15 protein-coding genes and 1 pseudogene are annotated in these 20829 nt (G+C 35.4%); 7 read left to right on the top strand and 9 right to left on the bottom strand.

Going from position 1 to position 20829, the window contains the following annotated elements; translation table 11 throughout:
- Positions 1–7 precede the first annotated feature (7 nt).
- From LDM90_RS01180 to LDM90_RS01195, 4 genes are read left to right on the top strand one after another with little or no spacing between them, the layout of a single operon-like run.
- Positions 8–901: a phosphotriesterase family protein gene (locus LDM90_RS01180; protein WP_223896248.1), complete on the top strand. Its 894-nt coding sequence runs from the start codon at positions 8–10 to the stop codon at positions 899–901.
- Entirely contained in the window at positions 894–1991 is a 1098-nt protein-coding gene (locus LDM90_RS01185) for an aminotransferase class V-fold PLP-dependent enzyme (RefSeq protein ID WP_223896249.1), read from the top strand. The genes LDM90_RS01180 and LDM90_RS01185 overlap by 8 nt, the downstream gene beginning before the upstream one ends.
- Entirely contained in the window at positions 1991–3157 is a 1167-nt protein-coding gene (locus LDM90_RS01190; protein ID WP_223896250.1) for a YhfX family PLP-dependent enzyme, read from the top strand. Before LDM90_RS01185 ends, LDM90_RS01190 begins: the two co-directional genes overlap by 1 nt.
- Entirely contained in the window at positions 3157–4383 is a 1227-nt protein-coding gene (locus LDM90_RS01195) for a phosphopentomutase (protein ID WP_198212564.1), read from the top strand. Before LDM90_RS01190 ends, LDM90_RS01195 begins: the two co-directional genes overlap by 1 nt.
- A gap of 84 nt (positions 4384–4467) precedes the next feature.
- Here LDM90_RS01195 and LDM90_RS01200 read toward each other — a convergent pair whose 3' ends face one another.
- Positions 4468–5391 carry a LysR family transcriptional regulator gene (locus LDM90_RS01200; RefSeq protein ID WP_198212562.1) on the bottom strand — a complete coding sequence of 308 codons (924 nt, stop codon included), beginning with the start codon at positions 5389–5391 and terminating at the stop codon, positions 4468–4470.
- A gap of 115 nt (positions 5392–5506) precedes the next feature.
- On the opposite strand from LDM90_RS01200, the gene LDM90_RS01205 reads away from it, so the two are divergent.
- Entirely contained in the window at positions 5507–7288 is a 1782-nt protein-coding gene (locus tag LDM90_RS01205) for an FAD-binding protein (RefSeq protein WP_198212560.1), read from the top strand.
- A gap of 106 nt (positions 7289–7394) precedes the next feature.
- Positions 7395–7904: an O-acetyl-ADP-ribose deacetylase gene (locus LDM90_RS01210; RefSeq protein ID WP_198212558.1), complete on the top strand. Its 510-nt coding sequence runs from the start codon at positions 7395–7397 to the stop codon at positions 7902–7904.
- 60 nt (positions 7905–7964) lie between these two features.
- Here the strand turns inward: LDM90_RS01210 and LDM90_RS01215 are convergent, their stop codons facing one another.
- From LDM90_RS01215 to LDM90_RS01250, 8 genes and pseudogenes are all read right to left on the bottom strand, one after another.
- The gene (locus LDM90_RS01215) at positions 7965–9221 is read right to left on the bottom strand and encodes an MFS transporter (RefSeq protein ID WP_223896251.1); all 1257 of its coding nucleotides are present in this window, start codon (positions 9219–9221) and stop codon (positions 7965–7967) included.
- Positions 9222–9464: 243 nt separating this feature from the next.
- A pseudogene (locus tag LDM90_RS01220) lies at positions 9465–11081 on the bottom strand (glycoside hydrolase family 13 protein).
- Positions 11082–11164: 83 nt separating this feature from the next.
- Positions 11165–12238 carry a P1 family peptidase gene (locus LDM90_RS01225; RefSeq protein ID WP_223896252.1) on the bottom strand — a complete coding sequence of 358 codons (1074 nt, stop codon included), beginning with the start codon at positions 12236–12238 and terminating at the stop codon, positions 11165–11167.
- A 106-nt stretch (positions 12239–12344) separates the two neighbouring features.
- Positions 12345–14291 carry a MucBP domain-containing protein gene (locus tag LDM90_RS01230; protein WP_223896253.1) on the bottom strand — a complete coding sequence of 649 codons (1947 nt, stop codon included), beginning with the start codon at positions 14289–14291 and terminating at the stop codon, positions 12345–12347.
- A 332-nt stretch (positions 14292–14623) separates the two neighbouring features.
- On the bottom strand, positions 14624–16312 hold the full coding sequence (locus tag LDM90_RS01235) for a BspA family leucine-rich repeat surface protein (protein WP_223896254.1): 1689 nt from the start codon (positions 16310–16312) through the stop codon (positions 14624–14626).
- A 341-nt stretch (positions 16313–16653) separates the two neighbouring features.
- A complete protein-coding gene (locus LDM90_RS01240; protein ID WP_223896255.1) occupies positions 16654–17781 on the bottom strand; it encodes a MucBP domain-containing protein in 1128 nt (375 codons plus the stop codon).
- Positions 17782–18287: 506 nt separating this feature from the next.
- Positions 18288–18458, bottom strand: coding sequence for a hypothetical protein (locus tag LDM90_RS01245; protein ID WP_187154080.1), 171 nt, complete (start codon positions 18456–18458; stop codon positions 18288–18290).
- 259 nt (positions 18459–18717) lie between these two features.
- A complete protein-coding gene (locus tag LDM90_RS01250; protein WP_223896256.1) occupies positions 18718–19671 on the bottom strand; it encodes a class A sortase in 954 nt (317 codons plus the stop codon).
- A 251-nt stretch (positions 19672–19922) separates the two neighbouring features.
- Here LDM90_RS01250 and LDM90_RS01255 point away from each other — a divergent pair, with 251 nt between their 5' ends.
- Positions 19923–20792 (top strand): PRD domain-containing protein, encoded by an 870-nt coding sequence (locus LDM90_RS01255; protein WP_223896257.1) that lies wholly within the window; start codon positions 19923–19925, stop codon positions 20790–20792.
- Positions 20793–20829 lie beyond the last annotated feature (37 nt).

The raw sequence follows: 20829 nt of genomic DNA on the forward strand, positions 1-20829 counted from the left end.
AGATTATATGACAGTTTTAAAACCAGGTATTACGTATGCGCATGAACATATTCCTATAGATCGTTCAGAAGTAATTGGGGATGAAGATGCATTACTTGATTCCCAAGGGCTGGTAATAAAAGAATTGAAAGAGCTTTATAACAAAGGGGTAAGAAACATTGTTGAAGCCACCTGTCGAGGTATTGGAAGGAATGTAGCATATGCACAAAAAGTAGCTACAGAAACAGGAATTAATATTGTCCAAGCTACAGGCTGGTATCAATCTGCTTTTTTACCAATAGAAGTATATCAGTTATCAGTCACACAATTAGCCGAAATGATGATCAAAGACATTACAGTAGGAATTAAAAATACAGATATTAAAGCTGGAGTCATAGGAGAAATTGCTACAACTAAAAATAGATGGACTGAACAAGAAGAAAAAGTATTTAATGCAGCAGTTATTGCTAGTAAAGAAACTCATACTCCAATTATGACACATACTTCAATAGGCACTTTAGGACGTGAGCAAGTTGAATTTTTTCAAAAAAAACATGCCAATTTAAGCAAGGTCATTATTGGCCATGTAGATCTAACGGGTAATCCTAATTATGTCTTAGAAATGTTAAAGACAGGAACTAATGTAGAAATAGATACTATAGGTAAAAATAACTATATGTCTGATGCTAAAAGGGTCGAAATAATTAAAGCAGCCCAAGATGCAGGCTTTACAGATCAAATTGTTATGTCAATGGACATAACTAGAAAATCTCATTTAAAAGCAAATGGCGGCATTGGTTATGCATATTTATTGGATAGTTTCATTCCTGAGCTAAAAGCTGGTGGTGTAACTGAGGAGTTTATTAATAAAATGCTGGTAGAAAACCCTCAAAGAATTTTTGGTGGTGATTGGAATGACTGATTTTACAACTTACCCGCTAGAAAGTATTACACCGGAGGAAGCTTTAACAAAGCAGTGGCAATTAGTAGATGCAATTACTAATGTTTTTGCGGGTAATGAGATTATTACCAGAGGGGACTTGGGAGTTATTCCAGGGTTAAATGAACCCAAGTTTACTAAAAAGGCAGAGGAAGTAATCGCCAAGTTTTTTAATACTGAAGCCGCCATGCTGGTAAGAGGCTCAGGTACTGGTGCTATTAGAAGCGCACTACATTCTGTTTTAAATGCGGGACAAACTTTATTAGTTCATGAAGCTCCAATTTATCCTACTACCCAAGTTTCTCTGACTATGATGGGTGTAAAAACAAAAGAAGTTGATTTCAATAAAATTGATACTGTTAAATTACCGGAAAATATTGCTGGCATATTAGTTCAATATACCAGACAAAAGCCTGATGATTCTTACGATATGGGTCATGTTCTAAAAGTCTTAAGGACACGCTATAGCCACAATATTCCTATCATTACAGATGATAACTACGCTGTTATGAAAGTGCATAAAATTGGAACTGAACTAGGTGCAGATTTAAGTTGTTTTTCCACATTTAAGCTATTGGGTCCTGAAGGGATAGGATGTATAGTCGGTAAAAAAATATACTTGGATAAACTACGAGAGGAAAATTATTCGGGTGGTTCGCAGGTTCAAGGGCATGAAGCTTTGGATGTTTTAAGGGGCATGGTATATGCACCTGTCGCTTTAGCTAATCAAGCTCGAGTTATTAATGAGTTAAAAGAGAGACTTAATAACAACGAAGTTCCAGGAGTCAAAAAAGCTTACGTTGCAAATGCACAATCAAAAGTTTTACTAGTGGAATTTACTCATCCGATAGCCAAAGAAATTTTAAAAAATGTGGCTAAATTTGGTGGAGCACCTAATCCAATTGGTGCAGAATCTAAATATGAAATTGTTCCTATGATATACAGAGTTTCAGGAACATTTAAAGCTTATGATCCTGAATTATTGGACAATACGATTCGAATAAATCCGTATAGAGCAGGTGCAGATACTATTATTAATATTTTGCAAAAATGTATAAAGGAGGTGAAATAATGTTTTTACCTTCACTAAAAAAATATAACCCTTGTCTAATTGATTATGCAGTTCAACTTCATCAAAGTGGTCGGATTTTACCAGACACTTATGTCATTGATTTGGAAGCAATTAAAAATAATACCAAAAAAATGGTTAAAGCAGCCAAAGAAAATAAGGTTGAATTGCTTTATATGACAAAACAATTTGGTCGTAATCCAGTTATAGCCAAAGCGATTGAAGAAGCCGGAATACCACTAGCAGTAGTTGTTGATTTTAGGGAAGCAGAAACCTTTATGCATTATGGACTGCACCTTGGTAATGTGGGGAATTTGGTGCAAATGCCGAGAAGTTTGGTCAAAAAAGTCTTAGCTTATGGAACCAAATACGTGACGGTTTATTCGATGAACAATTTAGTATATATCAATCAGATAGCTAAAGAATTAAAAGTAACTCAAAAAATTATCCTTAAAGTTATAGGAGACAATGACGAACTCTATCCGGGACAAGTGGGAGGGTTAACTATCAGCGAGTTTAAGTCTAATTTCACCAAAATAGTTAGCTTTTCAAATGTTGAGTTGGTTGGTATAACCTGCTTTCCCGCACTTTTATTTAATGACTCTACTAATAAAATTGAACCTACTACTAATGTTAAAACTATAGAAAAAGTCAGAAAAATATTTCGGGAAAATAATTATCCTTTACGGGTTGTGAGTTTACCTTCTGCTACATGTTGCAATTCAATTCCATTAATTAAAAAATTGGGAGGAAACGAAGGGGAACCCGGTCATGGTTTATCAGGTACTACGCCACTTCATGCAAATTCAAAGCAACCGGAAATTCCGGCATACTGCTATGTTAGTGAAATTTCGCATAGTTTTAAGGGCCACAGCTATTTTTATGGCGGAGGATATTACAGAAGAGGGCATGCAAGCAATGCATTAGTATTTGCTGATGATCAGAAATATGAGAGTAAAGTTTTGCCTTTTGACAACGAAAGCATTGACTATTACTTGGAGCTTGAAGATTCTTATACAGAAGGTGCAACAGTTATTACTGATTTTAGGACGCAAATTTTTGTTACAAGAAGTGTTGTAGCAATTGTAGATGGCTTGCAATCAGGCAAGCCAAAATTATTAGGTTTATATGATAGTCAGGGCAAACATATGCCTAAGGAGATAATGTAATGAGTAAATTTGGTGTAATAGTTTTAGATGGTTTTGGTGTTGGTGCAATGGACGATGTACCTCAAGTCCGGCCTAATGATGTTGGTTCAAATACAGCTTTGAATATCATTAAAGCTGAGCCGAACATTGATATTCCCAATCTTGAAAGATTAGGTTTAATTAATGCAATTGGCGTTGAACGTGGCAGACATATTTTTTCACCAGACGCGAATTGGGGTACAGCTCTTCTTAAACATCACGGGGCTGATTCTTATTTAGGACACCAAGAAATAATGGGAACTAATCCACCAATGCCTTTACTTCAACCCTTTAATGAAGTAATTGATCAGGTTGAAAAACAAGTAAGGGAAGACGGCTTTACTGTAAAAAGATACGGAGATCCGGGATTAGAAATTTTAGTTGTTAATAACTGTGCGACTGTTGCTGACAATTTAGAAGCAGATCCAGGACAAGTATATAATGTTACGGCTACTTTAGATAAAATGTCATTCGCAGAAATTACAAAATTAGGAGAATCCGTTAGAAAAGTAGTCAAAGTATCCAGAGTAATTGCTTTTGGTGGTAGTGATGTGACCATTGATAATATTCTTGATGCCCGACACATTAAAAAAGAAAAGTATGTTGGTATTTCTGCACCGGAATCAGGTGTATATAAGAAAAATTACCATGTTGTTCATTTAGGTTACGGTATTAATCCCAAAGTACAGCTAGCCAGTATTTTAATTCGTCATGGGATTGATGTTGCTTTAATTGGCAAAGCTTCTGATATAGTAAGAGGTGACACTGATAGACGATTTCCTGGTGTAGATAGTAACTACTTGTTTGATAGATTTATAGATCAGGCAAAAGAAATAAGTAATGGATTAATTTTCATGAATATTCAGGAAACTGATTTAGCTGGCCACTCTGAGGATACAGATCATTATGCAAATATTTTGGAGATAGTTAATAGAAGATTGCCAGAAGCGGAACAGTATTTTACCGGAGATGATATTTTAATTGTCATGGCTGATCATGGTGATGATCCTACTATTGGCCATGCACAACATACTAGGGAAAAGGTTCCTTTATTAATATATAAAGAGAATGTACATTATAAATATGTTGGTGAAAGAGAATCTCTTTCTGATGTTGGTGCAACTGGAGCTGAATTCTTCGGAGTAGAAATGCCACAGAATGGAACTAGCTTTCTTAATAGAATAACAGGAGGTGTAGATATTTCCTGATAGTGCTATAACATATTTAAGATTTTTGCTATTTATATAGAAGAAAAATGCGACCACTTTGTGAGTCGCATTTTTTGTTTTGTCCTAATTTTGCCAACCTGTTTTGATTATTAAATCTGCAAAACTTTTAGCAATATTTTGTAATTGAATAGGAGCATCTCTGCTGATACTTAAGCCTGTATCTAAGTTTAAACTGGATAATGGTAATTTCATGTAGTTGAATTCTAATGAACTGTCAATATAGTTTAACGTATTAGCGAGAGTAATAGTTATACCAAATCCTTGAATTGCTAATTCTACAGCTCCTATAAAGTCATTGACTGTGATAGATTGATTAACCTTAATCCCATTATCTATAAAAAGATGGTTAACCGCTTCTTGAAACCAAGAATCATTTTCTAACGCTACTAAATTTGAACCATTAAGTTGATTAAATTTTGCTTTACTAAAAGAAATTTCTCTTAATCCTCGTTGATAAATTGCAGAATTTTTAGGAATAATTAAATAGGCTATTTGTCTGTATAAAAACTTAGAACGAATTTCATTGCCTTTAAGATAACGTCCCCAAAATATATCATAAATATGATTAGCAATTAGATTATAAGATGTATTGCTGGTGAATACTTTTTGCAGGAAAAATTTAGTATGTGGAAATTCGTTTTGTAACTGTTTAATTATTTTACCTTGTTGTTTTGTCCATATAGGAGTATATGCAATCTTAATTGTATCTTCTTTTGACGCAATAAATGGTCTTAAATTGGCATTGATTTCGTTTCTATCGCTAATAATTTTAAGCAAGCCATTCCGAACTTGTTCTCCTGCAGGGGTTATACTAATTGGTATTGTTTTACGATTAATCAGTTTAACCTTGTAATATGCCTCTGCATTTTTAAGAACTTGACTAATATATGGTTGACTTAAATATAACTGAGTTGCAATTTCGCTAATGCTTTTACAGTATTTAGTACTCTCTAAAATTTTAAAGACTAATTCTTCATCAAGTTTCATTATTGATATTCACTTATATTCAACTTATAAAATAACTATTTAACAAGTCACATTATATCATTGATAATAAGGATGTAAACGGTTATATGAAGTCAAATAGTAGGAGAACATAATAATGAAACCAGAATATAAAGCGAAATATGATGTTGTTGTTCTAGGCTTTGGTGGAGCGGGTGCTACCGCTGCACGTTTTGCAGCAGATAATGGAGCAAAAGTCTTGCTGGTTGACTCTGCTCCATATGGCCATGAAGGTGGAAATACAAGGTATTGTGTTCAGCTGATTGGAACAGGGGATAACTATGAGAAGCTGTTAGCCTATTATAAAAATTTGTCTACACCGATGGATGAAGATGAAAAAGTACAAGAAGTTTATGCAAAAGGTATGACTAACATGAGAGAATATTTGAAAAAATATCTAAATGTTAATCCAGTTAGTGTACGACATGATAACTTAGACACCTCTAAATATGCTTTTCCTTTACAAGAGATGCTGGAAGAATTTCCAGAATATGAAGGAGCCAATACATTTGACTTTTCATTAGTTCATGAAGGGATAGCTGACAGTGCATTATGGAAAATATTGCGGCAAAAGGTAATTGATAGAAGTGCGAATATTGATGTTTGGCTTAATTCAAGAGCTAAACATTTGATTATTGATCCGGATGATAAAACTGTAGTAGGTGCAATTATTGAACGTAATGGTAAAAATATTAGTGTTGCTGCGACTAAAGGGGTAGTTTTAACGTTAGGTGGTTATGAAAATAGTCGTGAAATGGCTCAGACATATTTGAATAGCAAATATCTGTCACCATTTGGCACTTTGTACAATAAGGGAGATGGCATTAGATTATCTATTGAAGCTGGCGCGCAATTATGGCACATGTGGAATTATGAAAGTGCAGGTGTATTGCCAGGACTTGCTTTCTATACGAAAGAAGGAGAGCGTGCGCGACTTGTATTTGATAATTCACAGTTTAGAAATGGAAGCATTATAGCTGTAACTGAAGATGGTACAAGGTATATGAATGAGAGTGGGGCAAATCGTCATGGCCATGTTTATAATCATGGCAGATGGGATATACCACGTTATCACACAAATATCCATCTTGTTTTTGATCAAAAACAACTTGAAAAAATAAAATCAAAACCAGATCCATTTGAAGGTTTTGACAAAACTTTAGTTAAAGCAGCCACTGTTGAAGAATTAGCTGAAAAGATTAATGTTCCCGTTGCTAATTTAAAGCAATCGATTAGCGATTTTAATTTCTTCGTTGATCAAGAAAAAGACTATCAATTTAATAGAGATGTTAAAACAATGAGCAAATTTGACCATGGACCATTTTATGCCATCAAGATGGTAAACTGTGTTTTAAATACTCAAGGCGGACCTAAACGTAATAGTAAGGCTCAAATTGTCGATCAAACAGATCAGCCTATTAAACATTTGTATGGTGCTGGTGAACTTGGTGGGGTTTGTGTAAATAACTATCAAACAGCATGCAATATCGCCGAATGTTTAATATTTGGGAAAATAGCTGGTGAGAATGTTACAAAAGAAGAGAGTAAGAGAGTTGCTGCTTCTACAGAAATGAATGGGCAGAATGATCTAATTAATCATGAAGATAAAATTACATTAGACAGTAACCAATACCTGGGTGTTTCTCATTCAGGTATGGGTGACGAAATTAAAGTTCGGGTTACTTATCAAGATAGTCGAATCACCAACGTAGAAATTGTTTCTGAAAATGAAAGTGAGGATGTTGGTAAAAGAGCGTTAAAGGTTGTACCGCAAGAAATAGTTAATGCAAATTCAATAGATGTCGATGCCGTTACTGGAGCAACTAGGACAAGTAAAGCAATTGAAGAAGCTGTAGAGAATGCACTGAAAAATAAGTAATTATGTATACTAACTTGTTGAAAATGCGACCACTTTGTGAGTCGCATTTTTTGTTTGGGCAAAAAATAATTTGGGTTTAAAATGAAATAAAAGAGAGGCTCAGTTTATGGAAAATATCAAAATAATTCAAGGGGACATAACCAAATTAACGGTAGATGCAATTGTTAATGCTGCCAATAAGACATTGTTAGGTGGCTTGGGAGTTGATGGGGCAATTCATCAAGCAGCTGGACCGGAATTATTGGCAGAGTGTCGCCAGCTTCATGGCTGTGAAACGGGACAGGCTAAAATTACCAAGGGCTACAAGTTGCCTGCTAAGTTTGTAATTCATACTGTGGGACCAATTTATTCGGGGTCTGCAGAAGATAATAAGTTATTGAAAAGTTGCTATATCAGCTCCCTAAATTTAGCCAAAAGCCATGGCTTACATAGTATCGCGTTCCCGGCAATTTCTACTGGGGCTTACGGCTTTCCGGCTGCAGCTGCTGCACATATTGCTTTTACTGCCGTGCAAAATTGGCTCATTCAGCATTCTGATTATCAAATGGAAGTTATTATGTGTGCCTTTGATTCCAAAACAACCCAGTTATACCAAGCAGAAATTAAAAAATTTTGAGTAAAAGTTAAAAACCACCCTAACTAGGATGGTTTTTAATTGCCAATAAACATTTCCAAATTATGCTGCCTCAATTGCTGGCTTTTTGTTAATTGAGCAAGCAACTTTGACCGTTATTACGAGTACTATTAAACTTGTGATTCCCAGTAGTATTAATGCAGTAGTAACATTAAACGAAGCAGTAATTGTAGTAAAAATGGTAGTCATAACAGGACTGGTTATTATTAAAATTGTGTTCAACAATCCAATCGTTGAAGATAGAATATCTTGGTCAACGGCACCAACCAGCCATTGCGTTAATTTAGGACTGGCAGTACCAATAAATGCTGCAAGACTTGCCATAACAGGTAAGCAAATAAAAATATTTTTAATAAGCATGCTGCCTACAACTGCTGTGCTTAAGGCAGTGGCAATTATTGCCACAGTAAATAATGACATGTTTTTAAATAATTTAGTGCCTACGATACTGCCAAGAGCCATGCCGGCAGTCATCACACCGCCAATTAGAGCAATGGTAAAACTATATGTTACGATAATAATAGAGGATTTATTGCCTGCAACTACGATTGAAATTAAAGGTTCAATAGTGCCTAAAATACCATTTAGCAAGGCAATTACTAAAACAACAGTTAATAGTCCATTAGCTTTTTTAACTTCTTTGAATGAAAAAGCAATCGTCTTAAAAAAGCCATGCTCGTTAACCTGAACAGTTTCTTTTTGAGAATGATTTTTGTGATAATTGAAACCAACATTGGCAAAAAGGACACCTGCTGCTAGAAATGTTAACGCGTTAAGGATTGCCAGGCTAGAGTAGGACATAAATAGTAATAAACCTGATCCAATAAATTGGGCAATCATATTTATAATACTGTTAATGCCGCTGGCAAAGCCTTCAGCTTCAGCGAGATCATCGTTTCCAACAATAGCAACAATTAGTGGAGTTTGCAAACCACCAGAATATGAACCGGCAATATCTGACATCAGGTTGATGCCAATAACAGTTAAAACTAGATTCCAACCAGCAAAGCCACTGGCGAAAAGTATACCAACGATTAAGTAAAGTCCAAAACGGATAACGGCTAGCCAAACCATCAATTTAAATTTATTTTTAGTGCGGTCAGCTAAATAACCAATAAAAACTTGCAGTATTTCAGGTATTGATTCAGAAATTGAAATCAATGAAATTGCTAAAGCATAATTTCTTAATTTACTGGCGTAAGTAATAAGTGCCAGATAAAATAAAATGTTGCCTGCACCAGATAAAAAGCTGGCGATTGTAAATTTGCGATAATTCTTATTTTTTGCGAAAACGTCCATGATTTTGTAGCTCCTAACGTAAAACTTTTATACTTAAGTTATAACTTGGGCATAATAAGAATTAGCAAAAATGTCGTATTCGAACATTTAAGGATAAATATGAATTAATCAAGGGCATATACTGCTGAAAATAGTAATATTAGTGCAACAATTAATGAAGCATATTATCGCAGGTAAAAAGAATCAACTTGAGCAAATTAAAAAGCCGTATTTGAGGTTAAACTTAAATACGGCTTTTACTATTTATTTTGCAATTACAGCAAAGGCTTCATATGGTCTTAATTTAATATTATCAAGTGTTTTGGGTGCCTGATAGTTACTAATGATAACTTGTTTTATTTTAGCAGGTGCAGAAAATCGTTCTTCATTGCCTGTCAAATTAGCAACGACTAACCAGCGCTCGCCAACAAGTTCACGGTAATATGCCAAGACGTTAGGACTGGCAGAAACAGGAGTGAAGCTGCCATTAACGATAATTTCGTTTTCGTGACGTAACTTAATCAATTTTTGGTAGGTGTAAAAAATTGATTGTGGGTCAGCTAAAGCCGTTTGAACGTTAATATCCTGATAGTTGGGATTAAGCGCCAGCCAAGGAGTGCCAGTAGTAAAACCAGCAGCAAAAGACGCTGACCACTGCATGGGTCTGCGGGCATTGTCGCGCCCTTTAGCATTGATTGACCTGATAAGTTCTTCTTTGGTATAACCTTGCTTGATTCGCTCATTATAAATATTGACACTTTCAAGGTCTTCAACTTCAGAGATATCCTTGACCGGACAGTTTGTCATGCCAATTTCTTCACCATTATAAATATAAGGAGTACCTCGCATTAAATGTAAGGCAATGGCAAACATTTTGGCAGATTGTACTCTGTATTTATTATCATTGCCCCAACGAGAAATGACACGTGGAAGATCATGATTTTCCCAGAACAAACTATTCCAGCCATGATTATAATCAATTTGTGTTTGCCATTTAATCAAGATCTCTTTAAGATCGCTGGCCTTAAAGGGTTTGAGATCCCATTTTGTCTTTCCCGGCTGCTTATCAATGTTTTGATCTTCAAACTGAAAAATCATAGAGAGCTCATGCCGGTCAGGATCAGAATACTTACGGGCACTATCGAGATCAGCACTCCAGGTCTCACCAACAGTTACTACATCGCGGTTAGCTAAAACAGCTTGGTTCATTTCCTGAATATAAGGATGAAGCTGGGGACCATTTTCGCGAATTTTTCGATCCGGATCTTTGCCAATTAGTTCGATCACGTCCATGCGAAAGCCGCCAATGCCTTTATCAAGCCAGAAGTTCATCATGTCATATATTTTGTGTCGTAATTGTGGATTTTGCCAGTTCAAATCTGGTTGTTGCGGGGCAAAAAAGTGTAAGTAATACTGGTTCGTTTTATCATCAAATTGCCAGGCAGAACCTGAAAAATCAGATTTTAGATCATTAGGTTCATGACCGGCAACAGGATCACGCCAGATGTAATAGTCTCGGTAAGGATTATCTTTACTTTTACGTGCTTCAATAAACCACTCATGTTGATCAGAAGTATGATTAACGACTAAATCCATGATGATTCGAATGCCACGTTTTTAAGCCTCACTAATCAGCCTGTCCATATCTTGCATGCTGCCATATTGCGGATCGATTGCTTTATAATCGGCAATATCATACCCATTATCGATGCCAGGAGATTTATAAATTGGTGAAAGCCAAATTGCATCTATTCCCAATTTTTGCAAATAGTCTAAGCGACTTATAATGCCCGGCAGGTCACCAATACCGTCACCGTTGCTATCTTGGAAAGACTTGGGATAGATCTGATAAATTACTGCATTTTTCCACCATGGTGTCATATTAATTCTCCTTTGCAATCGCTCACATTTTCAGTTAATTATAACACTGCAAGATAGTAAAAATTATTGTTACCGGTATCTGATTAAAGTCCTAAATCTGCAATTAATTGCACTGCCTCTTTATCATCACCAAGATGCAATAGGGCATCTTTTAGACAAAACATGGGCTTACCCTCACGGTCAGGCGTTGTTTGGGCATGAGCCAAAGAACTGAGAATGGCTTCGTGCACAATATCTACCGTAATCCTAAAGTAACGGTCGATTTTGTCATCAGTAATTGCCTGAATTGTGCTCAACTCATGGTCGGGGAAATGACTTACCCGGTTAGCAGTAGAGAAAGCTAGAGTAATCTCGCCACTACCGTTGCCGCTAAATGAGCCACTGCGAGTGATACCGATACCGGAACGTTTGGCAATGCGTTTTAATTGTCTCGAGCTAAACGGAATGTCAGTAGCAATTACTGTGATAATGCTGCCTTTTTCCTTACTATCCTTGTTATCCACAAACTTTTTACCAATGGCATGGCCATAAATGTTCAAATCAGCGCTAAGACCAAAATTGGACATAACAAGTGCGCCCATTGTAAAGGTCTTACCGTCAATTTCGACTTGTCTTGAAGCAGAGCCAATACCACCCTTGAGTTCGTAGCAGCGCATTCCTGTGCCACCGCCAACTCCGCCTTCAGCGAAATCTGCACTAGCAGCTGCAAAAGCATCATTCACATCGTCTTCGGTGACGCCTAAATCGCGAATATGGTTAATCGAACTGTCATTGCACTCCATGATGATCGGGTTGACGCTGCCAGTGGAAAGACCAATTTCAGGATTTTCAGCCAGCATTCTTTTGACTAAAGCCATTGATGCGGTACCCACGCTGAGAGTATTGGTTAAAACCAGTGGTGTTTCAATTGTACCCAGCTCGTTAACTTGAATGATTCCTGTGCTTTTGCCAAAGCCGTTGATAACGTGTGCAGCAGCCGGCATTTTTTCGCGAAAGATATTATCTGGGCAAGGGTTGATCACAGTCACACCAGTCCTGAGTCTGTCAGTGACAACCGTCTTGTGGCCAACGGTAATGCCCGCAACATCTGTAATTAAGTTTTTTGGTCCAGGCTTAGTATCGCTAAGCGCAAATAAAAGTGGTTTATTAAGTCCCATTTTTACTCCTTTTTTTAAAAAATTTCTTCTCTTATTAAAACGGTTCGTTTATTTTTATGCAAGACAAAAAATTCCGTCAATTATGACGGAATTTTTGAATTTGCAATCACCCTTTTTTATTTTTACTAAAGCAGCTGGTAAGCAGGCTGCAAATTACCGACAAAAAGCCTAACAGCAGCACGATTATTTGTGAACGGTCATTAGTGCCAGTTTGTGGCAACTCTTCTTCTTGGCCATTGTTGGTGATAAGTAATGGATTCGTGGAGTCAGAATCACTGTCAGAGGATTTGAAAATAGTATAGTTCTCAGTAACACCATTAGTGCGGGACTTGTGTTTATTTTGGGACTCATTAGTTTGTGAAGTCCCTTTTTGGCTAGGGTTATTACTGGATGAATTTGTTGGACTATTTTGGTCATTTTCTTCAGGTATGGCATTATTTCGAGCATAAATATAAGTTACGCTTTGCGGTTCAGTGCTGAAAAAACCGGTGGCATTCGCAGGTCTTACTTTTAAAGTATAATCTGGGATCTCAACAGTACCAGTAGTATAGCCGTCACCCACATTGCCCTGTAATATTGTTTCAGGCGCAATTTGATTGCCGTTTTCATCTTGATAATAGACGGTAACACCTGCAGCTTTAATTGGTGCATTTGTAGAGTTAGATTCGGGGTCAGCAGAATAAATAAATTTGACGTTCTGCGGCTGATCAGTGAAAACCTCAGTGGCATTATCTGGAACTTTCTTTACGATATATCCCGGAATTGTCTTCGTTGTCACTTTATAATCATCGCCAATTTTGCCCTTCAAACTAGTATCGGGTGCAAGTGATCTTTTACTAGTATCCAAGTAAGAAACAGTAATAGGATTACCTGGTCGAATATAAGTGTCGCCAAGAATGTCGTGAGCATGGGCAATTAAGTCTTCAGACAGATATTTATTATTTGCTTGTGGTTCGTCTTCGCTTCCATCGCCGATATTGACCCAAGTTCCTGGAGTGTTAAGATGCGTATCATTAATATATGTACTTTTACCTAGTTTAAGGGTATTTAATTTAGCGAGGCCATCTAACATATAACCCTTATCAATATTGGGATCTATGACAAAACTCCTGAGATCAAGTTCTTTTAAGCTACTACAATTATTAAACATTCCATTCATATCAATTACATTAGACGTGTCAAATGATGATAAATCCAACTTGGTTAAGCTGGAGCAATCCTTAAAAGTCCAAATCATTTTTTTAACTTGGCTAGTATTAAACTTACTAAGATCTAAAGCAGTTAAGCTTGAACATCCACTGAACATGTGACTTATATCGTCCACCTTGGCTATTGTGAAATCAGGTGAAAACTTAATGCTCTGTAAATTTTCACAATCTTGAAACATGCTCTCTACATAACTAGTATTAGCAGTATTAAAACTTGATAGGTCCAGACTTGCTAATTTACTGCAGCCCGCAAACATAAAAGACATATTAGTAACTTTGGTGGTCTGCAAATTATCAATGCCATCTATGCTGGTTAAATTTTGGCAATTCGCAAACATGTACCGCATATCACTGGTAGCAGATGTATCCAGATTTTCCAAACCAGTGATTTTAGTTAAATTAGTTAAATCCTTAAACATTTCAGAAGCTGAGCCAATCTTTAGTTGACCTGTAAATTTAACTTCTTGCACATCGTCACTATTAATGCCGTTAATGTGAGCTAAAGAATCCGGTTGACCTACACTGCCACTGGGGACGGTAATTACATGGTTACTATAGCTGACATCAAGGTTGCCCCATTTAAAATTAGCAGCACTTGGAGCAGTAGACTCTGCAGTTTTTGGTTGAAGCTGTTTTTGAGAGTTTGGCTGCTCTTTGCTAATTAACTTAGAATTAGCATAATTGGTATTATTAATTTGTTTATTTTTAATTTGTGCAGGAGAGGGCAGAGATAGATCTGCTTTAACTGTTATAGAGCTAACAGTTAGTGAACTTAAAATTGCTGTAGCAACACTAAAAAACATTGTTGCTGTTTTGGTTCGCATAGGTTTCTTTTTCTGGCTCATTTTGCTATTCATTCCTTGATTATAAAATAAACATATACATGATTAATATTTTTCTTATACCTTATTTCCCTTATTATACAATTCATTAAACTTAATAACACTATTTATACATTTCACCTTGTTTGGCAAGAATAAATAATTAGCTCACCTAAAAACTATTTTTGATTTATAATTTCAATTTGGTTATTTGCTGGAAGATATGGCACTAGTTAGTAATATGGACACACAATTTTAAAGTGATTTATTAATTTTTGAGCATAGAAAAAGAACTCAGTTAGCAGTTTTAACTACTAGTTGAGTTCTTTTTATTTATAAAGTAAATCTCTTAATCTTTAAAAGTTTGCTTTCTTGACAAATTGGTTCTTGCCTACGATGTAGTATAACTTATTGTGCATCTTAACAGCACCGCCGTAAGTTCTAACTGTCTTGTTCTTCTTCAGAACATCACGACCATAACGTTTAACTTTGTTATTGGCTTTCTTAGTGTAAATAAAGGCATTGTGCTTTAATTTACGGTTGATACCAGTAACATTATTAGCTTTAACGAAACGGTTCTTGCCTAAAGCATAGAACTTCTTGCCGTTAATGGTCTTAGTACCATAAGTGGTAATAGTTTTACCAACGAAGTATTCACCTTTTACACGCTTGCCTTTTTGGTTAAAGATATAAGCGTTGTGGGTAACTACTCTTTTAACACCTTTCTTGGCCTTCTTAGCTGGCTTCTTGTTGTCAGTAGCAGGCTTGGTAGTGTCTGGCTTGTTAGTATCCGTCTTATTAGTGTCTTGCTTATCAGTCGTAGTATTTGTGTTGGTGTTACCTGTGTTAGTAGTATTACTTGGAGTAGTCGGTGTGCTTGGTGTATTGTTATTGTTGTTATCAGTAGACTTGGTAGTAGTATATTCACCTACATAACCTTTAACATCATTTTTACCGTCAAATTTCTGTATAAGTTCTACTGAACTTAATCCCTTGTTTTTACTATCCTTTAAGAACCAAGTAGTCTTAGTCTTTCCATCTTGTAGACTCTCTTCTACTGAACCAGGGAGTCCTGAATTATTAATGATATTGCCTGCACCAAGTTTAATATCATTTAAGCTATCCATACCTGATAACATATCTTGATCAATGGTATATGTTTGACGAGATGGCTTTGTAGTACCTTTATTATCGTCGGTATTGTTAGTGTCAGAAACGTTATCTTTAATAGTTTCATTATTTTCAAGCATCTTAAAACTACTAATGTCTAGGGATGTCAAAGCCTTATCACCTTTAAACATTTCCCACATCTTAGTAACTTTTCCGGTGTTGAATTTCTCCAAGCCATCAATTTTGGTTAAGCTTGAATCATTACTAAACATATAAGACATGTCTTCTACTGAATCTGTAGTAAACTTGGATACATCTAAAGTACTTAATGCTTCATCATCAAAGAACATGCCCATCATGTCAGTTACGCTAGAAGTGTCAAAGTTTGACAGGTCTAAAGAAGTCAATTTAGGATCACTAGCAAACATTTGTTTCATGTTAGTGACTTCTTTTGTATCGAGACTCTTTAATCCCTCAATTTTCTCCAGGTTTGGTAAACCAGCAAATAAGGAACTAGCATCACCTTTGAAAGTAACGGCACCATCAATTTTAATGGTTTGAATTTGATCTGTATTAACACCATCAATGTTCCAAGCTATTTGGGCAGGATTGATAGGGTTATCTTCACTAACTTTGTAATCATTGTCAATTATACTGGCTTTAATAGTTAAAGTCTTAGTCTTTTCATCATAACTGCAATTGTCTTTAGTCCATTTTGAAGGCAATAGCATATTTGAATCATCTTCGCCAGCGTTATCACCAGAATTAGCTGGTATTGTCGGCTTTGCGTCAGCAGGCTTAGAAGTTTGCTCTCCCTGTGATTCAGCAGCCTTAGCTGCAACTGGATTGGCAGCTATGACGCTTAAGGCAGCAACTGCCATACTACTAAACAATATTTTTTTACCTTTATGATAAAAAATATTATGCTTGCTCATATTTTTTCCTCCATCTAAATTATATTATGATAAAAATAAGTCTATACACATGTCATAAGTATTTCAATATAATTTAATAATAATTATCATTTGTATTTAATGATAATTTATTGAGAGAGCATATAACTATGTTTTTAATAGCAGTTTATTTATTTTTTAATAAAACAGTTATTGACTAGTAATTATTTTCCAAGACTAAAAGATAGTAACAAGATTTAATTTTTATCATTAGTTTCTTTAGATAGCAAATCAAAATAAATAATAAAAATCTTTGAATTTAAAAATACTCCGAAAAGCCTATCATGCCTCACGGAGTATTTTAAAGTTTACATTAAATTTAGTTATTCTTTCTTTTTACGATTAAACCAAGCACCTACTATACTAGTAATAATTGCCATAAAACCAACTAGCAAAGCAACAAATCGTGATTGCTTGTCAAAGCCGGCTTGTGGTAGTTTTTTACCCTGTTTTGTATCTTTATTGCTTAATACCTTAGTAGCAGCATGACCATTATGGTTGTCAGAGCCAGTTAAATTACTTGGATCGCCATTATTTTTACCACTATTAATAAGCTTGTGGTTTCCAGCATTGTCATTATGATCTTTTGTTTTGGGTAAGTTATTGGTCTTGCCAGTTCCATCAGTTATATCAATATCATTTCCTGTATTATTGTCATTAGTTGGAAGATTATCCTGATTGTCTTTGACATATACGTAAATTACGCTTTGAGGATAATCACTAAAGAAACTGGTAGCGTTATCCGGTCTTGTTTTTAAAGTATAACCTGTAACTTCTTTAGCGCCAGTTGTATACCCATCGCCAACATAACCATTTAAAATTATGTCATCCGCTAGGGTATTGCCCAATTCATCCTGATATTTTACAGTAACTGCTGCAGCCTTGTTACGATAATAGGTTTTTCCCACTTTGGCATAGACAAAGGTAACTGTTGGGTTAGAGTCAGCTCCAGTATAGTCTAGACTTGCAGTGTCAGTATCGGTTACTTTGTTACCATTGATTAATATGTAGCTAAGCTTGTAGCCTTTAATTTCAGGGGCAGTGAAATGCTTACCTTTTTCGCCTTCTTCAATAGTGCCGTGATCAGAGGTCTTGCCTTCATTATCAGGCAAAGCTTTCCCACTTTCATCCTGATAATAGATACTGACTTGTTCTTGAAGTTTGGTATCAGCTTTGCCAACATTGCTGTTTTGATTTTTGTCGGAACCAGTAGTATTTTGGTCTAAATCTTCTTCTTGCACGATTTTGGCTGAAGCAATTGAAGTAGGAACAGCGCTAACTGGTTTTAAATTATTATTTTGATTAACTTTTTGGGTCATTAAATAGCCAGCTGATAAATTATCGGCTTTAACAGTATAAGCTTTTGTACCCAAAAGACTAATAGCTGTTATTGTTATACCGCTAACAAACAGCTTTTTGCTTTTTTTATAAAATTTACTTTGTGTAGTCATATAATCCCTCTTTTACTGATGTTATTGAATATAAACCAATTATATGTCGTGACTTTTTGAAAGTCAATGCAACTTTGTAAAATAAAATAACATGTGTACTATAATTTATAAAAATGTTATTTTATTGTTTTAAAGTCTAACTGGGTACACTGAACTCAAGCTAGGCTATACCAGTAGTTTTCAATCCGAAAAAGGGTTTAAGGATATCATACAAACAGAGTTGTAACAAATCAGTATTATCTAGGGTTTGGCTAGAAAGGGCAAGTACAGGGGATGACCTTCGATTTAATGAAGCTAGGATGTTTCACTGCTATTAAGATCAAACTATTTATGCAAATAAAATAAAACCGAGAACTACATTAATTGACTTAACAACATAAGAAAATATCATAAACTAAAATATACAATGTCGATCAATAATGAAGAATCGTGTATTAAATCTTTATCAAAGTTTAAATCCTTAACTTTTAGTAAATAGGATTAAGATTATTAAGTATGAATGGTCTTTAACATGATAGCCATTTTTGATAGTTTTCATAACTGATATTTTTGTCTCTTATCAATTTTTGAAAAGGAGAGATTATATTAAAGTTGAAATCTTCGACAGAATTTTGCAGTTTAAATGCAGGCTCAATTGTATCATTCAAGTCGCTTGATTCTCGGGTTTTAGTCGTCATTTAGTCACCATCTTCTTTACTAATCCAAATAGCAGTATATTTGATGCTAAGAGCGCTTACTTAGAACTAACAATAGCAATTGTAATGCTTAAATGAAATTCCTTTTTAAAATTTAACTATCTATTTTGTATGTAAAAGTAACCGCAGTCAAATATTATTCTCATGATATTGTATTACCCTCAGTATAGCATGGATTAATAAAGATGACTATTTCGAAATTGGTAATTTTACTACCAGTATATAGTTAAACTTGTAATCGCTATTTTAAAAACCAGATGTGAATAAGTCTCCAGCATATAGCGAGGACAAAAACAACGTTAAAGATAATAATTACTGTTCTGATGAAAGTCATATTTTGATAAAATTTTGGTTTAGTATTTGCGCGGACTTGAACAGCCTTGTTAATTGTCTTTTGCTGTTTACTGTTTTTCAAAGATACTTGATGTTCTTTTTTACTATGCTTTGGCTTAGCAGTCAATTCGCTAAGAGCTAAATTATGCTGACTTGCTTTCATTTTGCTGATCAAGTCGCCCTGTGCAACTGTACGGTGTTGACCGTAACCGTATTTGGAAGTGTTAAAGTCTGAACATGTAATTAGTGTAATCATACTCTTATCCTGCACATTGTTTTCAACTTCAACTTGAGTTGGTTTGATGGCAAAAGACATCCTTTTTATTTTATATACATAAATATGATGCAAATCTGTGACATAGATGAGGTCACCAGGGTGTGCCAGATGTAAATTATCCAAAACTGCAGGACCATAAGACCCCATATAGTGTCCTGCAAGCACATAATTATTAGCACCGCCCATGACGCGATCGGGCAGACAGGTAACGACACCGTATTCTAAGTTTTGGTTTTGATCGCCATAACCGGCAAAAAGGGGATTATGAATATTAACAGCAGGAATAGCAATGCGGCCAATAGCGTATGCCTTGATTTGCTTGGCTCTAAGGACGCTGGCTGCACTAACTGATTTGGTTTTGCTGGCATCATAACTTGTTTTGCGTTTTTTATTTCTATCTGCTTTCTTTTGTGTTAAAGTGGTATTTGCTTTTTCCGCATTTTGCTGAACTACATAGGAGTTGCCAAAACCGGAGCCGAAAAAGATTAAAGTTACGCCCAGATAAAAAAGGGCACCTAAAAGTAACACTCGAATAGTAGACCATATTTGCTGTTTTGAAGATTTTGCTTGCTTTTTACTTGCCATTTGATCCCTTTTCTTTAAACTACTATTAGTCTTCTGCTACTATTTAAGTATAAATTTGCGTAAAGTACAATTATTTATCTCGAATTGAAACACTTAAAAAAAATAATCAAATAAGTATTGAAATCGCTTTAATACTGATTTATAATATCAGCTGTAAGTAGACGTGTTACTGACTTGATCAGGCATTACCTATGAACAATACTTTTTTGGTACTGTTTGTAGGTTTTTTTATTGGAAAGGAAGTAGTTGAATTGAAATTTGTTAAAAATTTTAACAACAACGCTGCCTTGGTGTCTGATAAGGCTGGAGTAGATTGGGTGGTGATTGGCAACGGGATTGGCTTTGGCAAAAAAGTCGGTGATCCCATTGATGAGGACAAAATTTCACGCCGTTTTGTAGCTGTCGGAAAAAATATTAAATTGGTTGACAGTGTAAGAGATATTGATCAGCGGACTTTGAAGTTGACAACTGAAGTGATTAGCATGGCCAGTCAAAAATTACAGATCACTTTTTCTGATTATGAATTTTTGGTGTTGGCTGATCACATTGATTTTATGTTAACCCGTGCTACAGGAAATATTGAATTAGGTCAAGATACGCTTGGCTGGGAAATGAAAAAAATATTTCCTAAGGAATATGGCACGGCTCAAGAAGCCTTAAGGTTAATGAAGGAAAAAACTAAGCTTGACTTTCCTCAAAGTGAGGCAGCTTATCTGACATATCACTTCATTAATGCAGGTTCTGGTCAAACAAAGCTGCAGGATACAATTAAAATTACTAAACTGATTAAGGGAGTAATTGATATTATCCAGTATCAATACGGAATGCAGCTAGATACTGAATCGTTTAACTTCAATAGGTTCATGACACATTTACGTGCTTTTATGGTAAGGCATATGTGTGGTGAAAGCGACCAGGATTCTGGCAGTGAGCTTGATCATTCCTTAATTGAATTAATGAAAGTCAAGTACAAAAAGGCTTATGATACTGTCCAAAAAATCGGCACGTACTTATACAAGCAGGCAGGCTGGCAATTGCAGCCTGACGATCAGGTATATTTAACTCTTCATGTCTGGCGGGTAACGCATAGACAAAAAGATGCTCAATCGCAGAAGAATTAAATTTACTATATTTTAATAATTTATAAGTTTAAACGGT

Origin of the sequence: Lactobacillus huangpiensis (genome assembly GCF_019972815.1) — a bacterium.
Lineage (GTDB): Bacteria > Bacillota > Bacilli > Lactobacillales > Lactobacillaceae > Lactobacillus > Lactobacillus huangpiensis.

What these genes read in the sequence shown, in the direction of transcription:
- LDM90_RS01180 (WP_223896248.1), top strand. Translation starts at nt 8, where the DNA reads ATGACAGTTTTAAAACCAGGTATTACGTATGCGCATGAACATATTCCT.
- LDM90_RS01185 (WP_223896249.1), top strand. Translation starts at nt 894, where the DNA reads ATGACTGATTTTACAACTTACCCGCTAGAAAGTATTACACCGGAGGAA.
- LDM90_RS01190 (WP_223896250.1), top strand. Translation starts at nt 1,991, where the DNA reads ATGTTTTTACCTTCACTAAAAAAATATAACCCTTGTCTAATTGATTAT.
- LDM90_RS01195 (WP_198212564.1), top strand. Translation starts at nt 3,157, where the DNA reads ATGAGTAAATTTGGTGTAATAGTTTTAGATGGTTTTGGTGTTGGTGCA.
- LDM90_RS01200 (WP_198212562.1), bottom strand. Translation starts at nt 5,391, where the DNA reads ATGAAACTTGATGAAGAATTAGTCTTTAAAATTTTAGAGAGTACTAAA.
- LDM90_RS01205 (WP_198212560.1), top strand. Translation starts at nt 5,507, where the DNA reads ATGAAACCAGAATATAAAGCGAAATATGATGTTGTTGTTCTAGGCTTT.
- LDM90_RS01210 (WP_198212558.1), top strand. Translation starts at nt 7,395, where the DNA reads ATGGAAAATATCAAAATAATTCAAGGGGACATAACCAAATTAACGGTA.
- LDM90_RS01215 (WP_223896251.1), bottom strand. Translation starts at nt 9,221, where the DNA reads ATGGACGTTTTCGCAAAAAATAAGAATTATCGCAAATTTACAATCGCC.
- LDM90_RS01225 (WP_223896252.1), bottom strand. Translation starts at nt 12,238, where the DNA reads ATGGGACTTAATAAACCACTTTTATTTGCGCTTAGCGATACTAAGCCT.
- LDM90_RS01230 (WP_223896253.1), bottom strand. Translation starts at nt 14,291, where the DNA reads ATGAGCCAGAAAAAGAAACCTATGCGAACCAAAACAGCAACAATGTTT.
- LDM90_RS01235 (WP_223896254.1), bottom strand. Translation starts at nt 16,312, where the DNA reads ATGAGCAAGCATAATATTTTTTATCATAAAGGTAAAAAAATATTGTTT.
- LDM90_RS01240 (WP_223896255.1), bottom strand. Translation starts at nt 17,781, where the DNA reads ATGACTACACAAAGTAAATTTTATAAAAAAAGCAAAAAGCTGTTTGTT.
- LDM90_RS01245 (WP_187154080.1), bottom strand. Translation starts at nt 18,458, where the DNA reads ATGACGACTAAAACCCGAGAATCAAGCGACTTGAATGATACAATTGAG.
- LDM90_RS01250 (WP_223896256.1), bottom strand. Translation starts at nt 19,671, where the DNA reads ATGGCAAGTAAAAAGCAAGCAAAATCTTCAAAACAGCAAATATGGTCT.